The following is a 17,801-nucleotide window of genomic DNA, read 5'->3' on the forward strand; positions in this document are numbered from 1 at the left end:
AAGGGCAAATTGATCACTTGTGCCAGAAGTGACGATTTCAGGTGCAACTCCGATCACATTTACGGAGACTGAATTCCATAGTCGTGGATCTTCCGGTAGATGGTCGCGCGTGACATGCCGAGCGACTTGGCGGCGCGGCCCTTGTGCCCGCCGTTGGCGAGCAGGCTGTGGACGATGGCGTCGCGCTCGAGCGCTTCCAGCTGGCTGAGGCTGCGGCGGCTGACGGCCCGGGTGCGGGCCGGCAGGTCCGCGGGCGTGATGACACCGGCCCGGCGACGCCGTACGACGACCTGCTTGAGGACCTGGCACAACTCGGCCGTGTTTCCGGGCCACGACGAGCGCAGCAGCTGCTGCATGGTGTCCGGTGCACACGTCAGGTCACCGTGGCTCAGCTGGTTGAGGAAGTGCGGAACCAGGTCGCGGACGTCCTCGATGTGGTGCCGCAGCGGCGGCACGTCCACGGTCAGCGGGAACAGGGTCAGCAGTTCGCCGAGGTCCGGGGTGTCGCCGTTCTCGCAAGTGAGCGTGAGGGCGATCCAGGGCGGTGTGGACGGCCGGCGCTCGAGTACGCCGTACAGCGCCTCGGCGAGGCTGTCGAGACCGTCGGCGTCGAGGCATTCGGCGTGCCGGATCACCAGGGCCTGCACGGAGTCGTCGGCCAGCTCCGCATCGAGTTCGGCGGCGAAACCGTCACCCGTCCGGGCAGCGTCGACGATGTGGAACGCGCCGCCCGGACTGTTCTGGTGGTGCGCGGCACGCGCCAGCGCGACCTTGCCGACGCCGCGTTCGCCGCTGAGCACGACCCACTGGCGGGCCCGGCAGGCGTTGTCGACCTCGCGGCTGCTGCCGAGCCACCCTGCGCTCCGGCCGACCAGTCCTGGCAGCACCGGCCGCGGCGGCGGGCGATGACCGGACGCCTGCGATCGGAGGTCCACACCGGCGGAATGTGGGCTGATCTGGAGGATCCCGGACCCGGATCGGCCACCGATCGGGCGGCCGGTGATCCGGACCCACGCCCCGGTCGGCAACTCGGCCAGGATCGTCTCGGTACCGCCGTGGCTGAGGATCTCCGCCGCGTGCCCGAGGACTGCGCGCTGGTCGCCGGCGTCGAGCGACTGCCGCGCCTTGGCGTTCATCAGCAGCAGGTCGTCGTCGATCGCGATGACCATGTCACCCAGCCGGCGGGACGTCTGCAGGTACGCCTCCAGCAAGGACAGCTCCCGCGTCGAGCTGTCGCGGAGCAGCGCCGCGCGGATGCTCTCGGCCGTGCTCTTGGCAAGCGCCATCAGCAGCGACCCGGCGTCCTTGCGCCAGCAGGTCAGGTCGATCGCACCGATCGTCTTGCCGTTCAACGGGTGCTTGATCGGTACGCCGGCGCACGCGAGGTCCTCCAGGTCCTCCGCGTAGTGCTCGTGACCGAAGACGTGCATCGGTCCGCCGACGTCCAGCGCGGTCCCGATCCCGTTCGTCCCGGCGAACTCCTCGGCGTAGCTGAAGCCCGGGGCCAGGTAGACCTTGTCGAGGTGCCGGGCCAGTTCGGTGTCCGCGGTCAGGCGCTGCAGCACCAGGCCGGAGCGGTCCGTGAGGATGACGCTGATCGGCTGGCCGTCGAGGTTCTCGTGGAGTCTGCGCAGTACCGGACCCGCGCTGCGGGTGAGCGGGAGGTCTTTGTCGGGGTCCGCGACGTACGGCAAGGTGATCTTGTCCGCGGGCAGGTTCCAGTGCCGCGACCGGACCCAGGAAGCGAGGATCGGCGGCCGGACGTCCTGCGGCGCGACCGGATCCAGGGTGAGAAAGTTCAGCCGGGCCGTCGCGGCCCGCCGGTTGTCCTCCATCGAGGGTGCGATCTCGTCCACCGGGGCCTCCTGACGCCAGGTGGAAACATCACGGATCCGTGGCCCCACCCGGTCCTCTTCGAGAGTAATGCACCCAGCCGCAACTGCTGTCTCAGAATGAGACAACCGGCCGCGCGCCCAGGGTCTGCGCGGAGAACCTGGAGAACATGGAGAACGAGGAGTCGTACAACCCGTGGACCGTGGTCCACCTGGTCTTCGAGCACCTCGCGGACGCCGGCCTGCATCCGGTCCTCGGCGCGACCGGGCACCCCGGCGAGCCGGCCGCCGAACTGTTGCGCTGCTTCGGTATCCGGCCGGATCCGCAGGGCGACCAGCGGATCGCCCAACAGACCGCGGAACAGCTGGCGGAGCTCCGGGCCAGGATGCTCGGGGCGCCGTAAGCCCTTCTCAATTTGAGACCTTCAGCACACTCCCTCCCGCGTGTACTGCAAAGGACAGCCGGTCACATGAGCGGGAGGAGTGCCATGAGTCGCCAGAGTGTGGCGAAGGCCCACCAGAAGATCCAGGAGTTGTCCTGGGAACCGGCGTACCACGAGCCGGTCTCCCAGTACGGCACCGACTACACGTTCCGCAAGGCGCAGAAGAAGGACCCGCTGAAGCAGGTCCTGCGGTCGTACTTCCCGATGCAGGAGGAGAAGGACCACCGGGTGTACGGCGCCTCCGACGGGGCGATCCGCGGCAACATGTTCCGCCAGGTGCAGGAGCGCTGGCTGGAGTGGCAGAAGTTGTTCCTGAGCATCATCCCGCTGCCGGAGATCTCCGCCGCGCGGGCGATGCCGCTGCTGTTCCGGACCGTCCCGAACCCCGAACTGCACAACGGGCAGGCCATCCAGATGATCGACGAGGTCAGGCACTCGACGATCCAGCAGAACCTCAAGCGCCTGTACATGAACAACTACATCGACCCGGCGGGCTTCAACTCGAGCCTGCGGAACTTCCAGAGCGACTACTGCGGCACCATCGGCCGCCAGTTCGCCGAGGGGTTCATCACCGGTGACGCGATCACGGCGGCCAGTATCTACCTGACCATCGTGGCGGAGACCGCGTTCACCAACACCCTGTTCGTCGCGATGCCGGCCGAGGCCGCGGCCAACGGCGACTACCTGCTGCCGACGGTCTTCCACTCGGTGCAGTCCGACGAGTCCCGGCACATCAGCAACGGCTACGCCACCTTGCTGATGGCGCTCGCCGACGAGGACAACCACCAGCTGCTGGCCCGCGACCTGCGGTACGCGTGGTGGAACAACCACCGCGTCGTCGACGCGGCCATCGGCACGTTCATCGAGTACGGCACCAAGGACCGCCGCAAGGACCGCGAGTCGTACGCCGAGATGTGGCGGCGCTGGATCTACGACGACTACTACCGCAGCTACCTGGTACCGCTGGAGAAGTACGGGCTGGAGATCCCGCACGACCTGATCGAGGAGTCCTGGAACCAGATCTGGAACAAGGGCTACGTGCACGAGGTCGCGCAGTTCTTCGCCACCGGCTGGCTCGCCAACTACTGGCGGATCGACCCGATGACGGACAAGGACTTCGAGTGGTTCGAGTACAAGTACCCGGGCTGGTACGACAAGTACGGCGCCTGGTGGGAGAACTACAACCGGCTCTCCCGGCCGAACGGGCACAAGCCGATCGTCTTCGAGGACGTGGACTACGAGTACCCGCACCGCTGCTGGACGTGCATGGTGCCGTGCCTGGTCCGTGAGGACATGGTCATGGCCAAGGTCGACGGCCAGTGGCGCACGTACTGCCACGAGATGTGCAAGTGGACCGACGAGACCGCGTTCCGGCCGACGTACCAAGGCCGGCAGACGCCGAACATGGGCAAGCTGATCGGTCACCGCGAGTGGGAGACGCTGTACCACGGCTGGAACTGGGCCGACGTGGTGTCGGACATGGGCTTCGTCCGCGACGACGGCAAGACCATGGTCGCGCAACCGCATCTCGACCTGAACCCGGACAAGATGTGGACGCTGGACCACCTGCGCAAGTGCCCGCCGCTGGCGAGCCCGAACGTGCTGCTCAACGAGATGTCCGATGACGAGCGCACCGCGTTCGCCGCCCGCTACGTCAAGGGAGGCCCTGCCGGCCGCCCCGCACCTGCTGACGCCTAGATCTCATGGGCGGCAAGCACATCGTGCGGTTCGAGCCCGTCGGCATCGAGATCGAGGTCGACGAGGACCAGACGATCCTGCGTGCCGCGGCCGAGCAGGGCGTGATGCTCATGCACGGCTGCAAGGAGGGGCAGTGCGCGTCCTGCAAGTCGTTCGTCCTCGACGGTGAGGACATCGACCTGGACCGCTACTCCACCTTCGCGCTGCCGGAGTACGAGCTGGACGAGGGCTACACCCTGCTCTGCCGGGCGCACGCGTTCGAGGACCTCACGATCGAGCTGCTCAACTACGACGAGGAGATGATCCGTTCCGGGTTGCCGATCCAGGAACGCACCGCCGAGGTCGTGGCCATCACCCCGGTGACCCACGACCTGCGGCACCTGGTGCTGAAGCTGTCCGGCCCCGGCGAGCTGAAGTTCTTTCCCGGGCAGTACGTCGACCTGCGGGTGCCGGGCTGGGATGCCAGCCGCTCGTTCTCGATGGCCAACACGTCGAGCCGGGACAGCGGGCAACTGGAGTTCGTCATCAAGGTCTACCCGGGCGGCCTGTTCTCGGAGTTTCTCGACACCGAGCTGCAGGTCGGCCACCAACTGGAGCTGAGCGGGCCCTTCGGGGTGTTCACCCTCCGGGACAACCCGGGCGCCCGGCTGGTCTTCGTCGGTGGCGGCGCCGGACTGGCGCCGATCGTGTCGTTGCTGCGGTCGATGGCCGACCGCAGCATCGACCGGCCGGCGACCTTCTACTACGGCGCCCGCACCCGCGGCGACCTGTGCTTCACCGACGAACTGCGCGAGCTGGAGGAACGGCTGCCGCAGTTCCGGTTCGTACCAGCCCTGTCCGAGGACGAGTGGGACGGCGAGAGCGGACTGATCACCGATGTGGTCCGCCGGCTGGAGCCGGATCTGACCGGAGCCGACGCCTATGTGTGCGGTCCGCCGCCGATGGTCGAGGCGGCGATCCCGCTGCTCGAACGGCTCGGTGTCGCGACCAAGCACATCTACTACGACAAGTTCACCACGACCGGCGACGCCGGTGACTCGAAGGTGCTGGAGGCAGGAAACCTATGACCACCACACAGGACTCACCTAAGTTCGAACGCAGTGTTCCCAAGCCGGTCTTCACCGACGCCGAGGCCGGCGCCAAGGAGTTCCCGGACTCGACGCTCCGGCACTACAACTACTACAAGCCGCAGAAGCGCAAGCAGAGCCACTACGAGGACGTGACTGTCGACGTACAGCCCGATCCGCGGCACTACCTGAGCCAGGGCTGGCTCTACGGGTTCGCCGACGGCCGCGGCGGATATCCGCTGGACTGGACCGCGCTGAAGGCCTGGGGCTCCGACAAACCGTCACCGCAGCGCGGGCCCGGGACCGGAGGGATGATGGTCAAGGACTGGCCGGCCACCGGCTGGCACGAGTTCCGCGACCCGAACGAGGAATGGGAACTCACCCTCTACCGCTACAACTCCAACGTCGTCCGCCAGGTCACCCAGAACGTCGAGGCGGCCAAGCAGTCGAAGGCCTTCGAACAGTGGAACCCGAACTGGGTGCGCTTCGTCGAGCACCACGTCGGCGCCTGGATGCACGTCGACCACGGCCTCGGCCTGTACCTGTTCGCGAACGCCAACCGGCGCGCGCCGACGAACATGCACAACAACGCGATCTCGGTGAACAGCATGCACCGGATCCGCGCCGCGCAGGACCTCGCGCTCTACAACCTCACGCTCTCGGAGGAGATCGAGGGGTTCGACGGCGGCGCGCACCTGCAGACCTGGAACGACGACCCGGCCTGGCAGGGCGTCCGTGACGTCGCCGAGCAGCTGACGGCGATCGACGACTGGTGCGAGGCGATCTTCGCCGCGAACGTCGTCTTCGAACCGCTCGTCGGCGAACTGTTCCGCAGCCAGCTGGTCCAGCAGGCGTCCCCGCGCAACGGTGACTTCGTGACCCCGACGGTGATCGGCGCGGCCGAGTACGACTTCGCCGAACGCGACCTGCGCTACACCACGGCGATGTTCGAGCTGCTCACGAACGACAAGGAGTTCGCGGACCACAACAAGGCGATCCTGACGGACTGGTTGGGGTCCTGGACGGAGAAGGCGCTGGGCGCGGCCCGGAAGCTGCAGCCGCTCTGGTCGCAGCCGGACGCCAAACCACCACGGTTCGAGGACGGTCTCGACCGCGTGAAGAACCGGTTCAGCGGCATCCTCGGCCAGCTGGGCCTCGAGGCACCGAAGGAGTTGGCACAGTGACCACGCTCAGGGCAGTCGTCGAGAGCCCGTTCAAGTCGGACAGCACCGCGTCCAACAAGTGCGGTGTGACGCTGATGAACAACCAGGTCGGCGCGGTCGTCGCCGAGGTGATGACGGGGGTGCCGAACGTCACCGTCACGCACCTGCCGTCGATGATCCGGGTCGACGCGATCGGCCGGATGGACTTCGTGTACGACGACATCTCCGAGGCGCTCGGCGAGGAGCCGGGGTACTTCGACCAGGCCGAGTTCGAGGAGAACATGTCCACCCACTACGGGCGGATGGTGCACCTGGACGACCGGACCATCATGTTCGCCAACCCCGAGGACGCCGCCGAGTACATCGGCTTCGACCTGACCGCATCCAGCTGACAAGGGGGTCTTTTCGTGTACGAGAAGAACGGTGAGAAGTACTTCGTGGTCGACAGCCACATGCACTTCTGGGACGCGTCGCCCGGCAACTGGGTGGCCGGCGCGGAGCAGTACGCCAAGGGCTGGATCGAGTGTTTCCACGCCTACCAGAGCCTGGCGCCGAAGGAGACCCACTGGACGATCGAGAAGTTCATGAAGTACTCCGAGGACGACCTGATGAAGGACGTCTTCGAGGACGGCTACGTGGACGTCGCGGTGTTCCAGCCGACGTACCTGAAGGAGTGGTACAAGGAAGGTTTCAACACCACCGAGAGGAACGCGGCCCTGGGTGAGAAGCACTCGGGCATGTTCGTCCACAACACCCGGTTCGACCCGCGGGACAGCGACGCCGGCTTGGAAGAGCTGAAGCGCAACGTCGACCGGTACGGCTCGCGCGGCGTGAAGCTCTACACCGCCGAGTGGAACAACGGATCGCGGGGCTACAAGCTCAGCGACCAGGCGTCGTACCGCTACCTGGAGAAGGCGCAGGAGCTGGGGATCAAGAACATCCACGTCCACAAGGGCCCCACGATCTGGCCGTTGGACAAGGATGCGTTCGACGTCTCCGACATCGACCACGCCGCGACCGACTTCCCCGAGCTCAACTTCATCGTCGAGCACGTCGGGCTGCCGCGGATCGAGGACTTCTGCTTCATGGCGACCCAGGAGCCCAATGTGTACGCCGGTCTGTCGGTGGTGATCGGCGGTCTGATGCACGCCCGCCCGCAGTTCTTCGCCAAGGTGATGGGCGAGCTGCTGTTCTGGGTCGGCGAGGACAAGATGACGTTCGGCAGCGACTACGGCATCTGGGAGCCGAAGTGGCAGATCGAGGGTTTCGTGGACTGGGAGATGCCCGACCAGCCGGAGTTCGCGGACTACCCGCGGCTCGGGGTGGACGGGAAGAAGAAGATCCTCGGGCTGAACGCCGCCAAGCTGTACGACCTCAAGGTGCCGGACGAACTGCAACTGAAGGACGAGACACCGGCCGCACAGGACGACTCCAAGCTGGTCGCATCCTGATGACAGCAGTCATCGCTGAGCGGGACCGGGTTCTGGACGCACTCAGTGTGGTCCGGGACCCGGAGCTGGACGAGCCGATCACGACGCTGGGTTTCGTGTCCACCTGCGTCGTGTCGGCGGCCGGTGACGTGGTCGTCCGGCTGCGGCTGCCGACGTACTTCTGTGCGCCGAACTTCGCCTTCCTGATGGTCGCCGACGCGTACGACGTGGTCTCCGCGCTACCCGCCGTACGCTCGGTCGACGTCGCGCTGGTGGACCATTTCGCGGCCGCGCAGATCAACGCCGGCGTGGCGGCGCGGGCCGGATTCGTCGGATCGTTCGCCGGTGAGGCGGCGGCCGAGCTGGACGACCTGCGCCGGACCTTCGTGCAGAAGGCTGTCCTGGCCGGCACTGACACGGTCTGTCGGCCATTGATTGCTGCGGGCATCGATCCGGTCGGCCTGACGATCAAGGACGTGCCGCCGTCACCCGAGCTCGCCCGGCTGCTCCGACGCCGGACCGAGCTCGGGCTGCCGGTGGGCCCTGACGCGCCGTTGCTCGTCGATGCCGGCACCGGGGCGGCAATCGACGGTGCCGCGGCGCCACGGCACCTCGGGCTGGCCCGGTTGACCCGGACCGGTATCGAGGCCAACACCGGGATCTGCAGGGGAATGCTGAAGCACCGGTACGCCGAGTCCGGTGCGGGCGAGGAGGAACAGGGATGAAGGCCGTTCGACTGCACGGGTACCACCAGCAACCAGTGGTCGACGACGTACCGGAACCGGTCGTCAAGGGCCCACTGGACGTCGTCGTCAAGATCGGCGGCGCCGGAGTATGCCGTACCGATCTGCACATCATCGAGGGCCAGTGGGACGCGGCGATGCATCCGTCGCTGCCCTACACGATCGGCCACGAGAACGCCGGCTGGGTGCACGAGATCGGCTCCGCCGTGACCAACGTCCAGGTGGGGGACACGGTCATCCTGCACCCGACGCCGACCTGCGGGCTCTGCCAGGCCTGCCGGGCCGGCAATGACATGCACTGCTCCAACAGTTCGTTCCCGGGGCTGGACAGCGATGGGGGGATGGCGGAGTACCTCCTCACCTCCGCCCGCGCCTGCGTGAAGCTGGACCCGAGCACTCGGCCGCAGGACGTCGCGGCGCTGGCGGATGCCGGAATCACGGCGTACCACGCGGTCCGCAAGGCGATCCCGCTGCTGCCACCCGGTACGACGGCCGTGGTGATCGGAGCGGGTGGTCTCGGGCACATCGGCGTCCAGTGCCTGTCCGCCCTGACGGCGGCCAGGATCATCGTCGTCGACCGCAACCCCGAGGCGCTGAAGCTGGCCGAGCAGCTCGGCGCGGACGTGACAGTGGTTGCTGACGGCAAGCAGGTTGAGACCGTGCTCGAGCTCACCGACGGCAGCGGCGCGCACGTCGTACTGGACTTCGTCGCCGAGCAGGGCGCCGAGCAGGACGGGTTCGCGATGACGGCGCCGGGCGGGTCGTACTTCGTGATCGGGTACGGCGGGCAGGTGCAGATCCCGACCCTGGACATCATCTCCACCGAACGGAACATCGTCGGCAACATCGTCGGCACGTTCAACGAGCTGGCCGAGCTGATGGCGCTCGCCCAGGCCGGGAAGGTCACGCTGCACACCCGGACCTACCCCCTCGACGCGGCCGCGGAGGCGGTCGCCGATCTCGACGCCGGCCGCGTCCGCGGCCGCGCGATCCTCGTTCCGTAACGACCATTTCCGGAGGGAACCGATGGCCAAGGAACTCAGATTCGGAGAAGAGGCCCGCGACCTGTTGCTGTCCGGCGTCGACCAGTTGGCGGACGCCGTGAAGTCGACGCTCGGGCCCAAGGGCCGCAACGTGATCCTGGAGAAGATCACCGGGTCGCCGGTCGTCACCAACGACGGCGTGACGATCGCCCGCGAGATCTTCCTCAAGAACCAGTTCGAGAACATGGGCGCGCAACTGGTGAAGGAAGCGGCCATCAAGACCAACGACATCGTCGGCGACGGCACCACCACCGCGACCGTGATCGCGCAGGCGATCATCCGCGAGGGCATGGCCGCGATCGGCACCGGTGGGAACCCCGTTCTGGTGAAACGGGGTATCGACCTGGCCGTCGGCAAGCTGGTGGAGCGGTTGCGAGAGGTCGCCCATCCGGTCGCCACCGAGCAGGACTTCGCCCGGGTGGCCGCGATCTCGGCCAACGACGACGACCTGGTCGGCGCCGCGATCGCGAAGGCGCTGTTCACGATCGGCGACGGCGGGATCGTCACGGTCGAGGAGTCCGCCGTGCACGGCATGGGGGTCGACTTCGTCGAGGGATTCGAGTTCGACAACGGCTACCTGTCGCCGTACATGGTGACGGATCCGGGCAGTCTGCAGGCCAACCTCGACGACCCGTACATCCTGTTGTGCAGCGAGAAGATCACCAAGGTGCAGGAGATCATGCCGCTGCTGGACAAGATCATGCGCGAGCCGCGGCCGCTGGTGATCATCGCCGAGAGCCTCGAAGGTACGGCGCTCAGCATGCTGGTGCACAACCACGTCAACGGGCTGTTCCAGTGCGTGGCCGTCAAGGCGCCGGGGTTCGGCGACCGGCGGCTGCACAAGCTGGAGGACATCGCCGCGATCACCGGTGGCGCGGTGTACAGCCGGCACTCGGGGTTCAGTCTCGAGACGATGACCGTCGCCCAGCTGGGCCGCGCGGACCAGGTCCGGGTGAATGCGGACCGGACGGCGATCGTCGCGTCTCCCGGGCGCGAGCAGGAGGTCGCGTTCCGGATCGCGCAGTTGCGTGCCGAGCTGGAGCGCGCGAGCTTCGGCGTCGACGAGGACGTGCTCACCGAACGGATCGGGTCGCTGTCGGGCAAGGTCGCGGTGATCCGGGTCGGCGCACCGACGCCGGCCGAACTGAAGGAGCTGCAGCACCGGGTCGAGGACGCGTTGTCGGCCACCCGCGCCGCGATGGCCGAGGGCATCGTCGCCGGCGGTGGGATGGCACTGCTCCATGCCGCACCGGCGCTCGACGCCTTGCAGGTGAAGGGCGACTACGCGACCGGTGTCGAGATCGTACGGCGGGCATTGCGTGAACCGGCGTACCTGATCGCGACGAACGCCGGCTACAACGGCGCGGAGGTGCTCGAGCGAACCGGCCAGATGGGTGTCGACGACGGCTTCGACGCGCTCGAAGGCCGCTACGGCAACATGCTCGAGATGGGCATCATCGACCCGCTCCGGGTCGCCCGCTCAGCGCTCCAGAACGGCGCCTCGGTCGCCGGCCTGCTGCTCACCACCAACACCCTGATCGCCGAGGAGCAAACCCCGTGGGGCGGCAGTCCCGCCCTGATGACCGAGTACGGCGCCCTGGACGAAGGACTGCACCAGCCGTCCCCGGATCCCAGCACACCGCAATCCCTGGGCCTCGGCCCGTCAGTCGGATAGTCCTGTCGGCGCACCTAAGCGCGAAGGTGGTCCGTGCACACACACTGTCTCGCCGATGCCCGTCCCTTCGGGCCCCCAAACCGGTTTGGGGAGTCGTGCCTTCCCGGATCGGGCAGTGGTGCTCCCCGGTCGGAGGCAGGAGCCTCCCCAAACCGGTTTGGGGAGGGTTGTCGGAGCGTCAGGTTCGGTTGGGGGCGGGCTTGCGGCGCGAAGGTTGCGGCGCGAAGTTGCGGCGTAGGGCACCGGCGCCTGGGATCAGCCGGACCACTCCGCGGTGGCTCGGCCGGCATGATCAGCGCGTTCTTGCCGCCGAGCTCAAGCTGGGTCCGTATCCGGCGGCCGGCGCCGGCCCGGTTGATGGCCTGACCAACGGCCAGCGACCCGGTGAAGGCCTGAGCCCGAGTGCCCGCGCGAGGTAGGCCAGGGCCCGGCCGTGGCTGCCGTCCGTCGCGGTCACCAGCGTGATCCGCCGACCGGCGCGACCGGCGACCTGCGACACGAGTTCGTCAAACGTTTGCGCCGGTCCGAGCGCACGGTTGACCGCCCACGATGCGCCGAGCACCTTGAACGCGGGCAGCCCGAACCGGTTGGATTCGTCCTTCACCCACACGCTTCCTGCGCCGAGCAGCTCCGCGAGCGCGGGCACCTCGATCAGCGGCGTCGCGGCGTACCCGGGCATGTGCGATGGAACTCCAGGGGCCGACTCCCGCACCCCAGGCGCGATCCAGGACCCGGCGCCGGGGTTCGTCGCCCGCGGGCGCTGCTCAGGCCTCGTCACTCTCCGAGACTCCCTCCACAGCCGGTAATTGCCGGTACTGACATAGATCAATTCATCGCGGAGCGTGCCACAATGCAACAGAGCCTGTGGCCCCCGGACCCCGTGTCGTTCGCTCACACATCTGGCGGCGCGGATCTGGGGAGGACGCAATGGGTGCTGGGGACGTTGACAGGGAGTTTCGGGCTCGGCTGATCGAGCTGCTCGGAGAGCCGTTGATGGTCGACGATCCACTCGTCACCACCGCACAGGCCGCGCTACTGCTGGAGGTTCCGCCCCAGCGCGTCGCGGGGCTGATCCGGGCGGGGCATCTGCCGGCGCGCTCTCGGGCTCACCGCCGTCTGCTGCTGTCCGACGTCGTACGGTCGGGTCTCGACCAGTGGATGTCGGTCGCGGAGGCCGGCGTGGTGCTCGGCCTCGGGCAGACCGGCGTACGGCGACTGATCACGGCCGGACTGCTGACGGCACACGGCAAGGAACTGCCGCTGCGACGCGAAGACGTGGACGTCCTCGCCCGCCTGCGCGAAAGCTGGTGGTCCGTGCCGACCGCCGCGTCCGCGCTCGGAGTGGACGCCGACGAGGTCCACCGGATGCTCCGCACCGGTCAGCTCACCAACACCTGCGACATCGCCCGACCGGTCTACCGTCACGAAGTCGCCGCTTTCCTCGCCACGCGCCACCACCCCGCACCGCTGAAGGCGTCGTAACGCGCCTCCACCACTCTGTCCGTCGTCTTTGTGCACGGCTCAGCCACAAATCCGCGGGGAAAATGGTTGGTGGGTGCACAAAGACGCCGTGATCAGTTGCCGTTGATCAGGTGGATGGCCAGGTCGGGGCTGAAGGTGCCGGCGGGGATGCCGGCGCCGATGCCGCAGTCGCCGTCGGAGTCGCCGGGGACCTTGATCCACAGCAGCATCTCTGGTTGTTGAGTGCCGCCGCCGGTCTGTGCCGGCACGCCGAGCTTGCGGCCCGGCGGGTTGCACCAGTCGTTGCCCGTGCCGTTCCCGTTCCGGCTGGTGTCGACGACGAACGGTTTCTTCGTGGTCAGGTGGCTGTTGACTGCGTTGCCGTAGGTGAGGGTCTGCGCGGTGGTGTAGTAGTTCGACACGTTGAGTGCGAAGCCGTGCGCGTTCGCCAGGCCCGCGCCCTTGAGCCGCTGCGCCATCACGTCGGCGGCCACCCAGCCGGCGTTGCCGCCGTCCAGGTACGCCCACGCGTTCGGCGCGAGATCCTTGAACTGCTGGACGGCGTACGTCAGCATGCCGTTGCGCTCGGCGATCTGGTCCGCGTTCATGCAGTTGAAATCACCGAGCGAGTCGGGCTCGATCACGACCACGGCGGGACGGTTGCCGATGGCAACGGCGAAGTCGTGGATCCAGGCCCGGTACGCCGCGGGGGTGCCCGCGCCGCCGCCGGAATGACCGCCGCACGCGTCGCGCCCGGGAATGTTGTACGCAACCAGCACGGGCAGTTTGTCCGCGGCGTCCGCGGCGCCGACGAAGTTACCGACCGACGTACCGATCGGGTTGCTCCAGTTGCCGAACCAGCGGGCCATCGGTTTCGTCGCGATCGAGTTCTGGATCGCGGTCCGGCGGCTGTCGTTGGGGTTGTTCCGGACCCAGGCGGCCGGGTTCGAGTTCGGGTCGACGTAGAAGCCGCTGGTCAGTTGGACCGGGTTGCCGGTGGTGGCGGCGCCGGCGCCCTGGTGCGTGGGGAGGACGACGCCGAGCGTCAGGCCGGCCGCGACCAGGCCTCTGAGGATCCATCGCATGTGCTGCTCCTGTCTCGAGCTTGGGGGCGGACACTCCGGGAGCGCTTCCAGTTACTACCGCCCCGATCGTGTCGGATCAGCCGCCTTGCCGTCAACCATCTGTGCAGCAGCTGGTGAAAACAGGAAACCGCCTCAGCTTCTGCCGCCGAGAGCGCTTCCAACAACGACCAGCCAGCGAGGGCTCAGTTCGCGGCGAGCTTCTCGGTGGAGGTGTGGCCGGCCTCGGCGCAGCGGTTCAGGAAACCGGCGATCAGGTCGAGCTCGTCCTCGGAGTAGCCGGCGCAGATCTTGTCGATCGCGCCGTTCATCCCGCGGTACGCCTGGTAGACCGCGGCCGTCCGCTCCTTGACGACGCGGACGGTGACCCGCCGGCGGTCGGTCTGGTCGCGGTCGCGGACGACCCAGCCGCCGCGCTCGAGCCGGTCGAGGATCCCGGTCATCGTGGCCGGATGGATGCCGGCCCGCCGGGCCAAGGCGCTCGGTGTGAGCGCCCCGTCCCTGGCGAGCACGTCCAGACAGTCCAGCTCGGCGTCCTTGAGGGACAGCTGCGACCCGACCTGGTGATTCAGCAGGGCGAGCTGGACCCGCAGGTCCCGCAACGCGGTCCTGACCACGGCAGTGCGCGACGGCGGCTTCGGCATACTTCAGCTCTCGTATCATCCGGGACTCAGATCATCCGGAGCCTAACTCACCGGACGCGCGCGGCCGAGTGGTGCGGGTGTGAGGACCGGGTGTGCGCGCAGGTATGCGATGAAGCCCTCGTGGTCGCGGTCGTTGCGGACCGGATCGGTGAAGCCGGCGAAGACCGTCGTACCGTCACCGCCGATCAGGGTGTAGGCCAGCGCGGCGACGCGGTAGTCCCGGTTCAGGTCGAGTGGCTTTCCGCTGATCTGCACGGTCGCGGGGTCGACGCGCTGACCGGTCGGCTTGGTCGTGTCGTAGGTGTAGCTGACGTTCTGCGACACCGCGAACGGAGCGAACTTCTCGGTCCCGTTCGCCTGCGGCACCCACTGCGCCTCGAAGGCGGCGTGCAGCTGGGTGCCCGGCAGTGTGACCGTCAGGATCGGGTTGCCGTACCCGAACGCGCCCCACGCCTCGCCGAACAGCACCGTGCCGTCGACATCCGACGGATTGGTGCCCTTGGCAAACAACAGGTCGCCGGTCACGGCGTTCGACCCCGACACCGGCTTGACCGAGATCAGGGCCAGGTCGGCGCGACCGTCGCGGTGCTGGTTCGCGTCCCAGTAGGCGAAGTCCGCGGCCAGGTTGCCCATCGTGCTCTCCCCGGACGCGTTCGGCGTCCGGGTGAAGTCCGCGGTGACGCGCGCGAGCGGTGTCGCGTACCGCTTCTTGCCCTGCGCGGTCCAGTAGTCGGCGATGTACTGGAGCTCCTCGTCGAGCGGTACGTCGCGGGTGTTGGCGTGGTTGGTCGACCGGGTCAGCTCCCGGATGACTTCGCCGGTGCGCGGGTCCAGCTTGAGGTTGATCTCGTTGATCAGCGAGCCGTGGTTGCCGGCCTCGACGACCGGCCGCGGTACGCCGTTCGGGTCCGGGACCATCATGTTGAACCGGCAGTGCCAGTGCCCCGTCACGATCGCGGCGATGTCCGGGGAGGCGTTCGCGGCCAGCTGGAAGACCGGCCCCGACGGGTTCGTCCCTGCGTTGTAGTCGTTCCCGGCGACGCCGCCGTCGTGGATGTTGATGACGATCGCGTTGATGCCGCGCTTCTTCAGCTGCGCGGCCAGTTTGTTCGCCTCGGCCAGGTCGGACAGCGACTTGAGTCCGGGCTGGTACGACGTCGACCCGGTTTCCGAACCGACCAGGGTCAGATGGATGAACGCGATCGGCAGTTTCCGCCCGCGGCCGGCGTCGACCCACTCGATGTTGTACGGCGGCACGATCGTCCGGCCGGTGTCCGCGTGCACGATGTTCGCGGTGTAGAAGCGGAAGTTCGCGCCCTGGAAACGCTGCCCGGTCGAGTCGACGAAGTTGTCGTCGCGCCCGCTGACCGCCGGGTAAGGCTTGCCCTTCTCCATGTGGTCGACGAGGAACTCCACCGAGTGGTCGAGCTCGTGGTTGCCGACCGTGCTGAACTGCAGCCCGAGCGCGTTGAGCGCCTCGATCGTCGGCTCGTTGGCGTGTGCGTCGACCTCGAACGGCCAGCCGTTGAAGTTGTCACCGGACGAGAAGAAGATCGAGTTCCGCTGTCCCTCGCGCAGCCGCTTCAGGTGCGTGGCCAGGTATCCGGCGCCGCCGACGGTCACCTGGACGCCGCCCGCGCCGGTGATCACGCTGCCCTGACTGGGTGTCGTCGGCTGCAGGTAGCCGTGGAAGTCGGTGATGTTCAAGAGCTGCACGTCGACGTACTCCGAGGACCCGTAGGCGGCGTCGTCGAGGGCGTGCGGGGTGGCGTACGCGACGTCGCCGACCGCGGTCGCGGTGGCGATGGCGCCGGTGGTGGTGAGGAACGTGCGGCGGCGGATCCGACTGTTCACGGCAACCTGCTTCCTGGCGGAGGGGTGCGCGTTAGTGCGCATTATTGCCTGTTTCCGACATTATTAGCTGCCGGACCGGACATGCGTCAACGGCCCGGTGAACAATCGGCCAACCTGAGGTCAGAGGCTCCGGGCCGACAGTTGGGGGAGCGGGCCGCGGCTGGGGCTCAGCAGACGGGTGTCGATCGCGTCCTGGGCGAGGCTGGCTGCGCCGAGGGCTACGCAGAGGGGACCGAGGGAGGAGGCGCGCAGTTCGGGGACGCGCGGGCAGAGGCGGTCGAGTTCGGCGGCCAATGGTTCGAGCAGTACGTCGGCCGCCTGGGAGAAGGCTCCGCCGAGGACGAGCAGTCGCGGGTCGACGATCGCGATCGCCGTCGCGGCGGCGACTGCCATGGCGCGGGCGTACTTCCGGACGGCGGCGCGTGCTGCGCGGTCGCCTTCCCGCGCGGCCGCGAAGGCGCGCTCGGCCTTGTCCACCGCGGGAATCTCCGCCGGCACGACGTCGTGCAAGTACTCGAGCGCCGCCTCCCACGCGACACCTTTGAGCGCGGACATGTCAGCCGCCGCCCCGAACGCTCCCCGCCGCAACTGCCCATCGAGCACCAACGCCAACCCCGTACGCCGCCCCGCATGTAAAAACACCATGTCCGCGGGGGAGGAGGAGTTGGGGGTGCCTCGGCGTTGTTCGGCGAGGGCGGCTAGTTGGCTGTCGTTGTCGGCGACAACCAGTTGGGTTTTGAAGTGGCCGGCGAGGTTGGTGCCTGCCCAGTCCGGGATCGCATTCGCGCGGACGACGGTGCCCGTGGCATCGACCAACCCGGTCGTACCCGCCCCGACAGCCCACACCCGCGCAACCGGCACACCGGCCTCTCGCGCGCAGTCGGCAATCACCCGGTCGGCCGTCGCGAGCCGCTGCTTCCGTGGCGTCTCCGGTGTCACGGAACGCCGTACGTTCGCGAGCATCCGCCCGTCGAGATCCGTCAGCACCCCACGCACCGAGAACGCGCCGATGTCCAGCCCGACGACGTACCCGGCCTCCGCCCGGAACCGATAGGAACGCGCCGGCCGCCCGCGCCCGCGGATCGCCGGACTCACCTCGACCAGCCACTGCCGAGTCACCAGACTCGCCAGCACCTCTTCGACCGCCGTCCGCCCCAGCCCGCTCTGCTCGACGATCTCCGCAACCCGCAACTCCCCAGCAGCCCGAACCGAGCCCAGCACAGCCCGCTCGTTCAGCTGCCGCAACCGCGAATGATCGCCACCGTCCACCACCGAGGACCCCATGATCGCCCACCCTAGCCAGCTCGCAGCGGTTAATCGGCTCTCCTGTCCGATGTGTGGGTGAACTGTGGGGCCGCAGGACAGGTTCTGGTGGGCTCGTGCCTGGGTATTCGGTGTCCGCGGCAGGCGGGGCGACCAGTCCGGTGGCGCGATCGGGGACTCTGGCTGGTCATTTCAGGTGGGTAGCAGTCCCCAGCTCCCAGACCTGGCTTCCTCGGTCACACCGCCTGCAGGTCCAACACAGCGCCGGATATCCCCTGCTGTGGAGGGTTCTCCCCTCGTGTACCAGTAGAGAACCCCCAACACGAGGGGATAACCCATAGTCTGCTCGACGGGTAGCGCACGACCCCAGATCGGGCTGAGCACCACCCATACATCAGACAGG

Annotated in this window: 17 protein-coding genes; 10 read left to right on the forward strand and 7 right to left on the reverse strand. The window is 67.8% G+C overall.

Going from position 1 to position 17,801, the window contains the following annotated elements:
* Positions 1 to 59 precede the first annotated feature (59 nt).
* A complete protein-coding gene (locus E0H50_RS28730) occupies positions 60 to 1,856 on the reverse strand; it encodes a sigma-54-dependent Fis family transcriptional regulator (RefSeq protein ID WP_165547328.1) in 1,797 nt (598 codons plus the stop codon).
* Positions 1,857 to 2,002: 146 nt separating this feature from the next.
* Here E0H50_RS28730 and E0H50_RS28735 point away from each other — a divergent pair, with 146 nt between their 5' ends.
* The 9 genes from E0H50_RS28735 (at position 2,003) to groL (ending at position 11,094) form a co-directional block, all read left to right on the forward strand.
* Entirely contained in the window at positions 2,003 to 2,236 is a 234-nt protein-coding gene (locus tag E0H50_RS28735) for a hypothetical protein (RefSeq protein WP_131293644.1), read from the forward strand.
* 84 nt (positions 2,237 to 2,320) lie between these two features.
* Positions 2,321 to 3,973 (forward strand): ferritin family protein, encoded by a 1,653-nt coding sequence (locus E0H50_RS28740; protein ID WP_131293645.1) that lies wholly within the window; start codon positions 2,321 to 2,323, stop codon positions 3,971 to 3,973.
* Between the two features lie 5 nt (positions 3,974 to 3,978).
* On the forward strand, positions 3,979 to 5,040 hold the full coding sequence (locus tag E0H50_RS28745; RefSeq protein ID WP_131293646.1) for an NADH:ubiquinone reductase (Na(+)-transporting) subunit F: 1,062 nt from the start codon (positions 3,979 to 3,981) through the stop codon (positions 5,038 to 5,040).
* The gene (locus E0H50_RS28750; protein ID WP_131293647.1) at positions 5,037 to 6,224 is read left to right on the forward strand and encodes a ferritin family protein; all 1,188 of its coding nucleotides are present in this window, start codon (positions 5,037 to 5,039) and stop codon (positions 6,222 to 6,224) included. Before E0H50_RS28745 ends, E0H50_RS28750 begins: the two co-directional genes overlap by 4 nt.
* On the forward strand, positions 6,221 to 6,595 hold the full coding sequence (gene mimD, locus E0H50_RS28755) for a propane 2-monooxygenase effector subunit MimD (RefSeq protein WP_131293648.1): 375 nt from the start codon (positions 6,221 to 6,223) through the stop codon (positions 6,593 to 6,595). Before E0H50_RS28750 ends, mimD begins: the two co-directional genes overlap by 4 nt.
* Positions 6,596 to 6,610: 15 nt before the next feature.
* On the forward strand, positions 6,611 to 7,654 hold the full coding sequence (locus E0H50_RS28760) for an amidohydrolase family protein (protein WP_131293649.1): 1,044 nt from the start codon (positions 6,611 to 6,613) through the stop codon (positions 7,652 to 7,654).
* Positions 7,654 to 8,358 (forward strand): iron-sulfur cluster assembly protein, encoded by a 705-nt coding sequence (locus tag E0H50_RS28765; protein WP_131293650.1) that lies wholly within the window; start codon positions 7,654 to 7,656, stop codon positions 8,356 to 8,358. The genes E0H50_RS28760 and E0H50_RS28765 overlap by 1 nt, the downstream gene beginning before the upstream one ends.
* Complete coding sequence (locus E0H50_RS28770; RefSeq protein WP_131293651.1) at positions 8,355 to 9,380, forward strand: NAD(P)-dependent alcohol dehydrogenase; 1,026 nt, start codon at positions 8,355 to 8,357, stop codon at positions 9,378 to 9,380. The genes E0H50_RS28765 and E0H50_RS28770 overlap by 4 nt, the downstream gene beginning before the upstream one ends.
* Before the next feature lie 22 nt (positions 9,381 to 9,402).
* A complete protein-coding gene (groL, locus tag E0H50_RS28775; protein ID WP_131293652.1) occupies positions 9,403 to 11,094 on the forward strand; it encodes a chaperonin GroEL in 1,692 nt (563 codons plus the stop codon).
* Between the two features lie 14 nt (positions 11,095 to 11,108).
* Here groL and E0H50_RS44410 read toward each other — a convergent pair whose 3' ends face one another.
* Both E0H50_RS44410 and E0H50_RS28780 read right to left on the reverse strand, forming a co-directional pair.
* A complete protein-coding gene (locus tag E0H50_RS44410) occupies positions 11,109 to 11,471 on the reverse strand; it encodes a hypothetical protein (protein WP_337590389.1) in 363 nt (120 codons plus the stop codon).
* Entirely contained in the window at positions 11,387 to 11,872 is a 486-nt protein-coding gene (locus tag E0H50_RS28780) for a pyridoxal-phosphate dependent enzyme (protein ID WP_238151304.1), read from the reverse strand. The genes E0H50_RS44410 and E0H50_RS28780 overlap by 85 nt, the downstream gene beginning before the upstream one ends.
* A 149-nt stretch (positions 11,873 to 12,021) precedes the next feature.
* On the opposite strand from E0H50_RS28780, the gene E0H50_RS28785 reads away from it, so the two are divergent.
* Positions 12,022 to 12,576 (forward strand): MerR family transcriptional regulator, encoded by a 555-nt coding sequence (locus E0H50_RS28785; RefSeq protein ID WP_131293653.1) that lies wholly within the window; start codon positions 12,022 to 12,024, stop codon positions 12,574 to 12,576.
* A gap of 92 nt (positions 12,577 to 12,668) precedes the next feature.
* Here E0H50_RS28785 and E0H50_RS28790 read toward each other — a convergent pair whose 3' ends face one another.
* From E0H50_RS28790 to E0H50_RS28805, 4 genes are all read right to left on the reverse strand, one after another.
* Positions 12,669 to 13,640, reverse strand: coding sequence for a glycoside hydrolase family 6 protein (locus tag E0H50_RS28790; protein ID WP_131293654.1), 972 nt, complete (start codon positions 13,638 to 13,640; stop codon positions 12,669 to 12,671).
* Between the two features lie 182 nt (positions 13,641 to 13,822).
* Positions 13,823 to 14,281 carry a MarR family winged helix-turn-helix transcriptional regulator gene (locus E0H50_RS28795; RefSeq protein WP_131293655.1) on the reverse strand — a complete coding sequence of 153 codons (459 nt, stop codon included), beginning with the start codon at positions 14,279 to 14,281 and terminating at the stop codon, positions 13,823 to 13,825.
* Between the two features lie 42 nt (positions 14,282 to 14,323).
* Complete coding sequence (locus E0H50_RS28800; RefSeq protein WP_238151306.1) at positions 14,324 to 16,135, reverse strand: bifunctional metallophosphatase/5'-nucleotidase; 1,812 nt, start codon at positions 16,133 to 16,135, stop codon at positions 14,324 to 14,326.
* 120 nt (positions 16,136 to 16,255) lie between these two features.
* Complete coding sequence (locus E0H50_RS28805) at positions 16,256 to 17,419, reverse strand: ROK family transcriptional regulator (RefSeq protein ID WP_131293657.1); 1,164 nt, start codon at positions 17,417 to 17,419, stop codon at positions 16,256 to 16,258.
* Between the last annotated feature and the right edge of the window lie 382 nt (positions 17,420 to 17,801).

Source organism: Kribbella sindirgiensis (assembly GCF_004331435.1).
In the GTDB taxonomy this organism is placed as follows: Bacteria; Actinomycetota; Actinomycetes; order Propionibacteriales; family Kribbellaceae; genus Kribbella; species Kribbella sindirgiensis.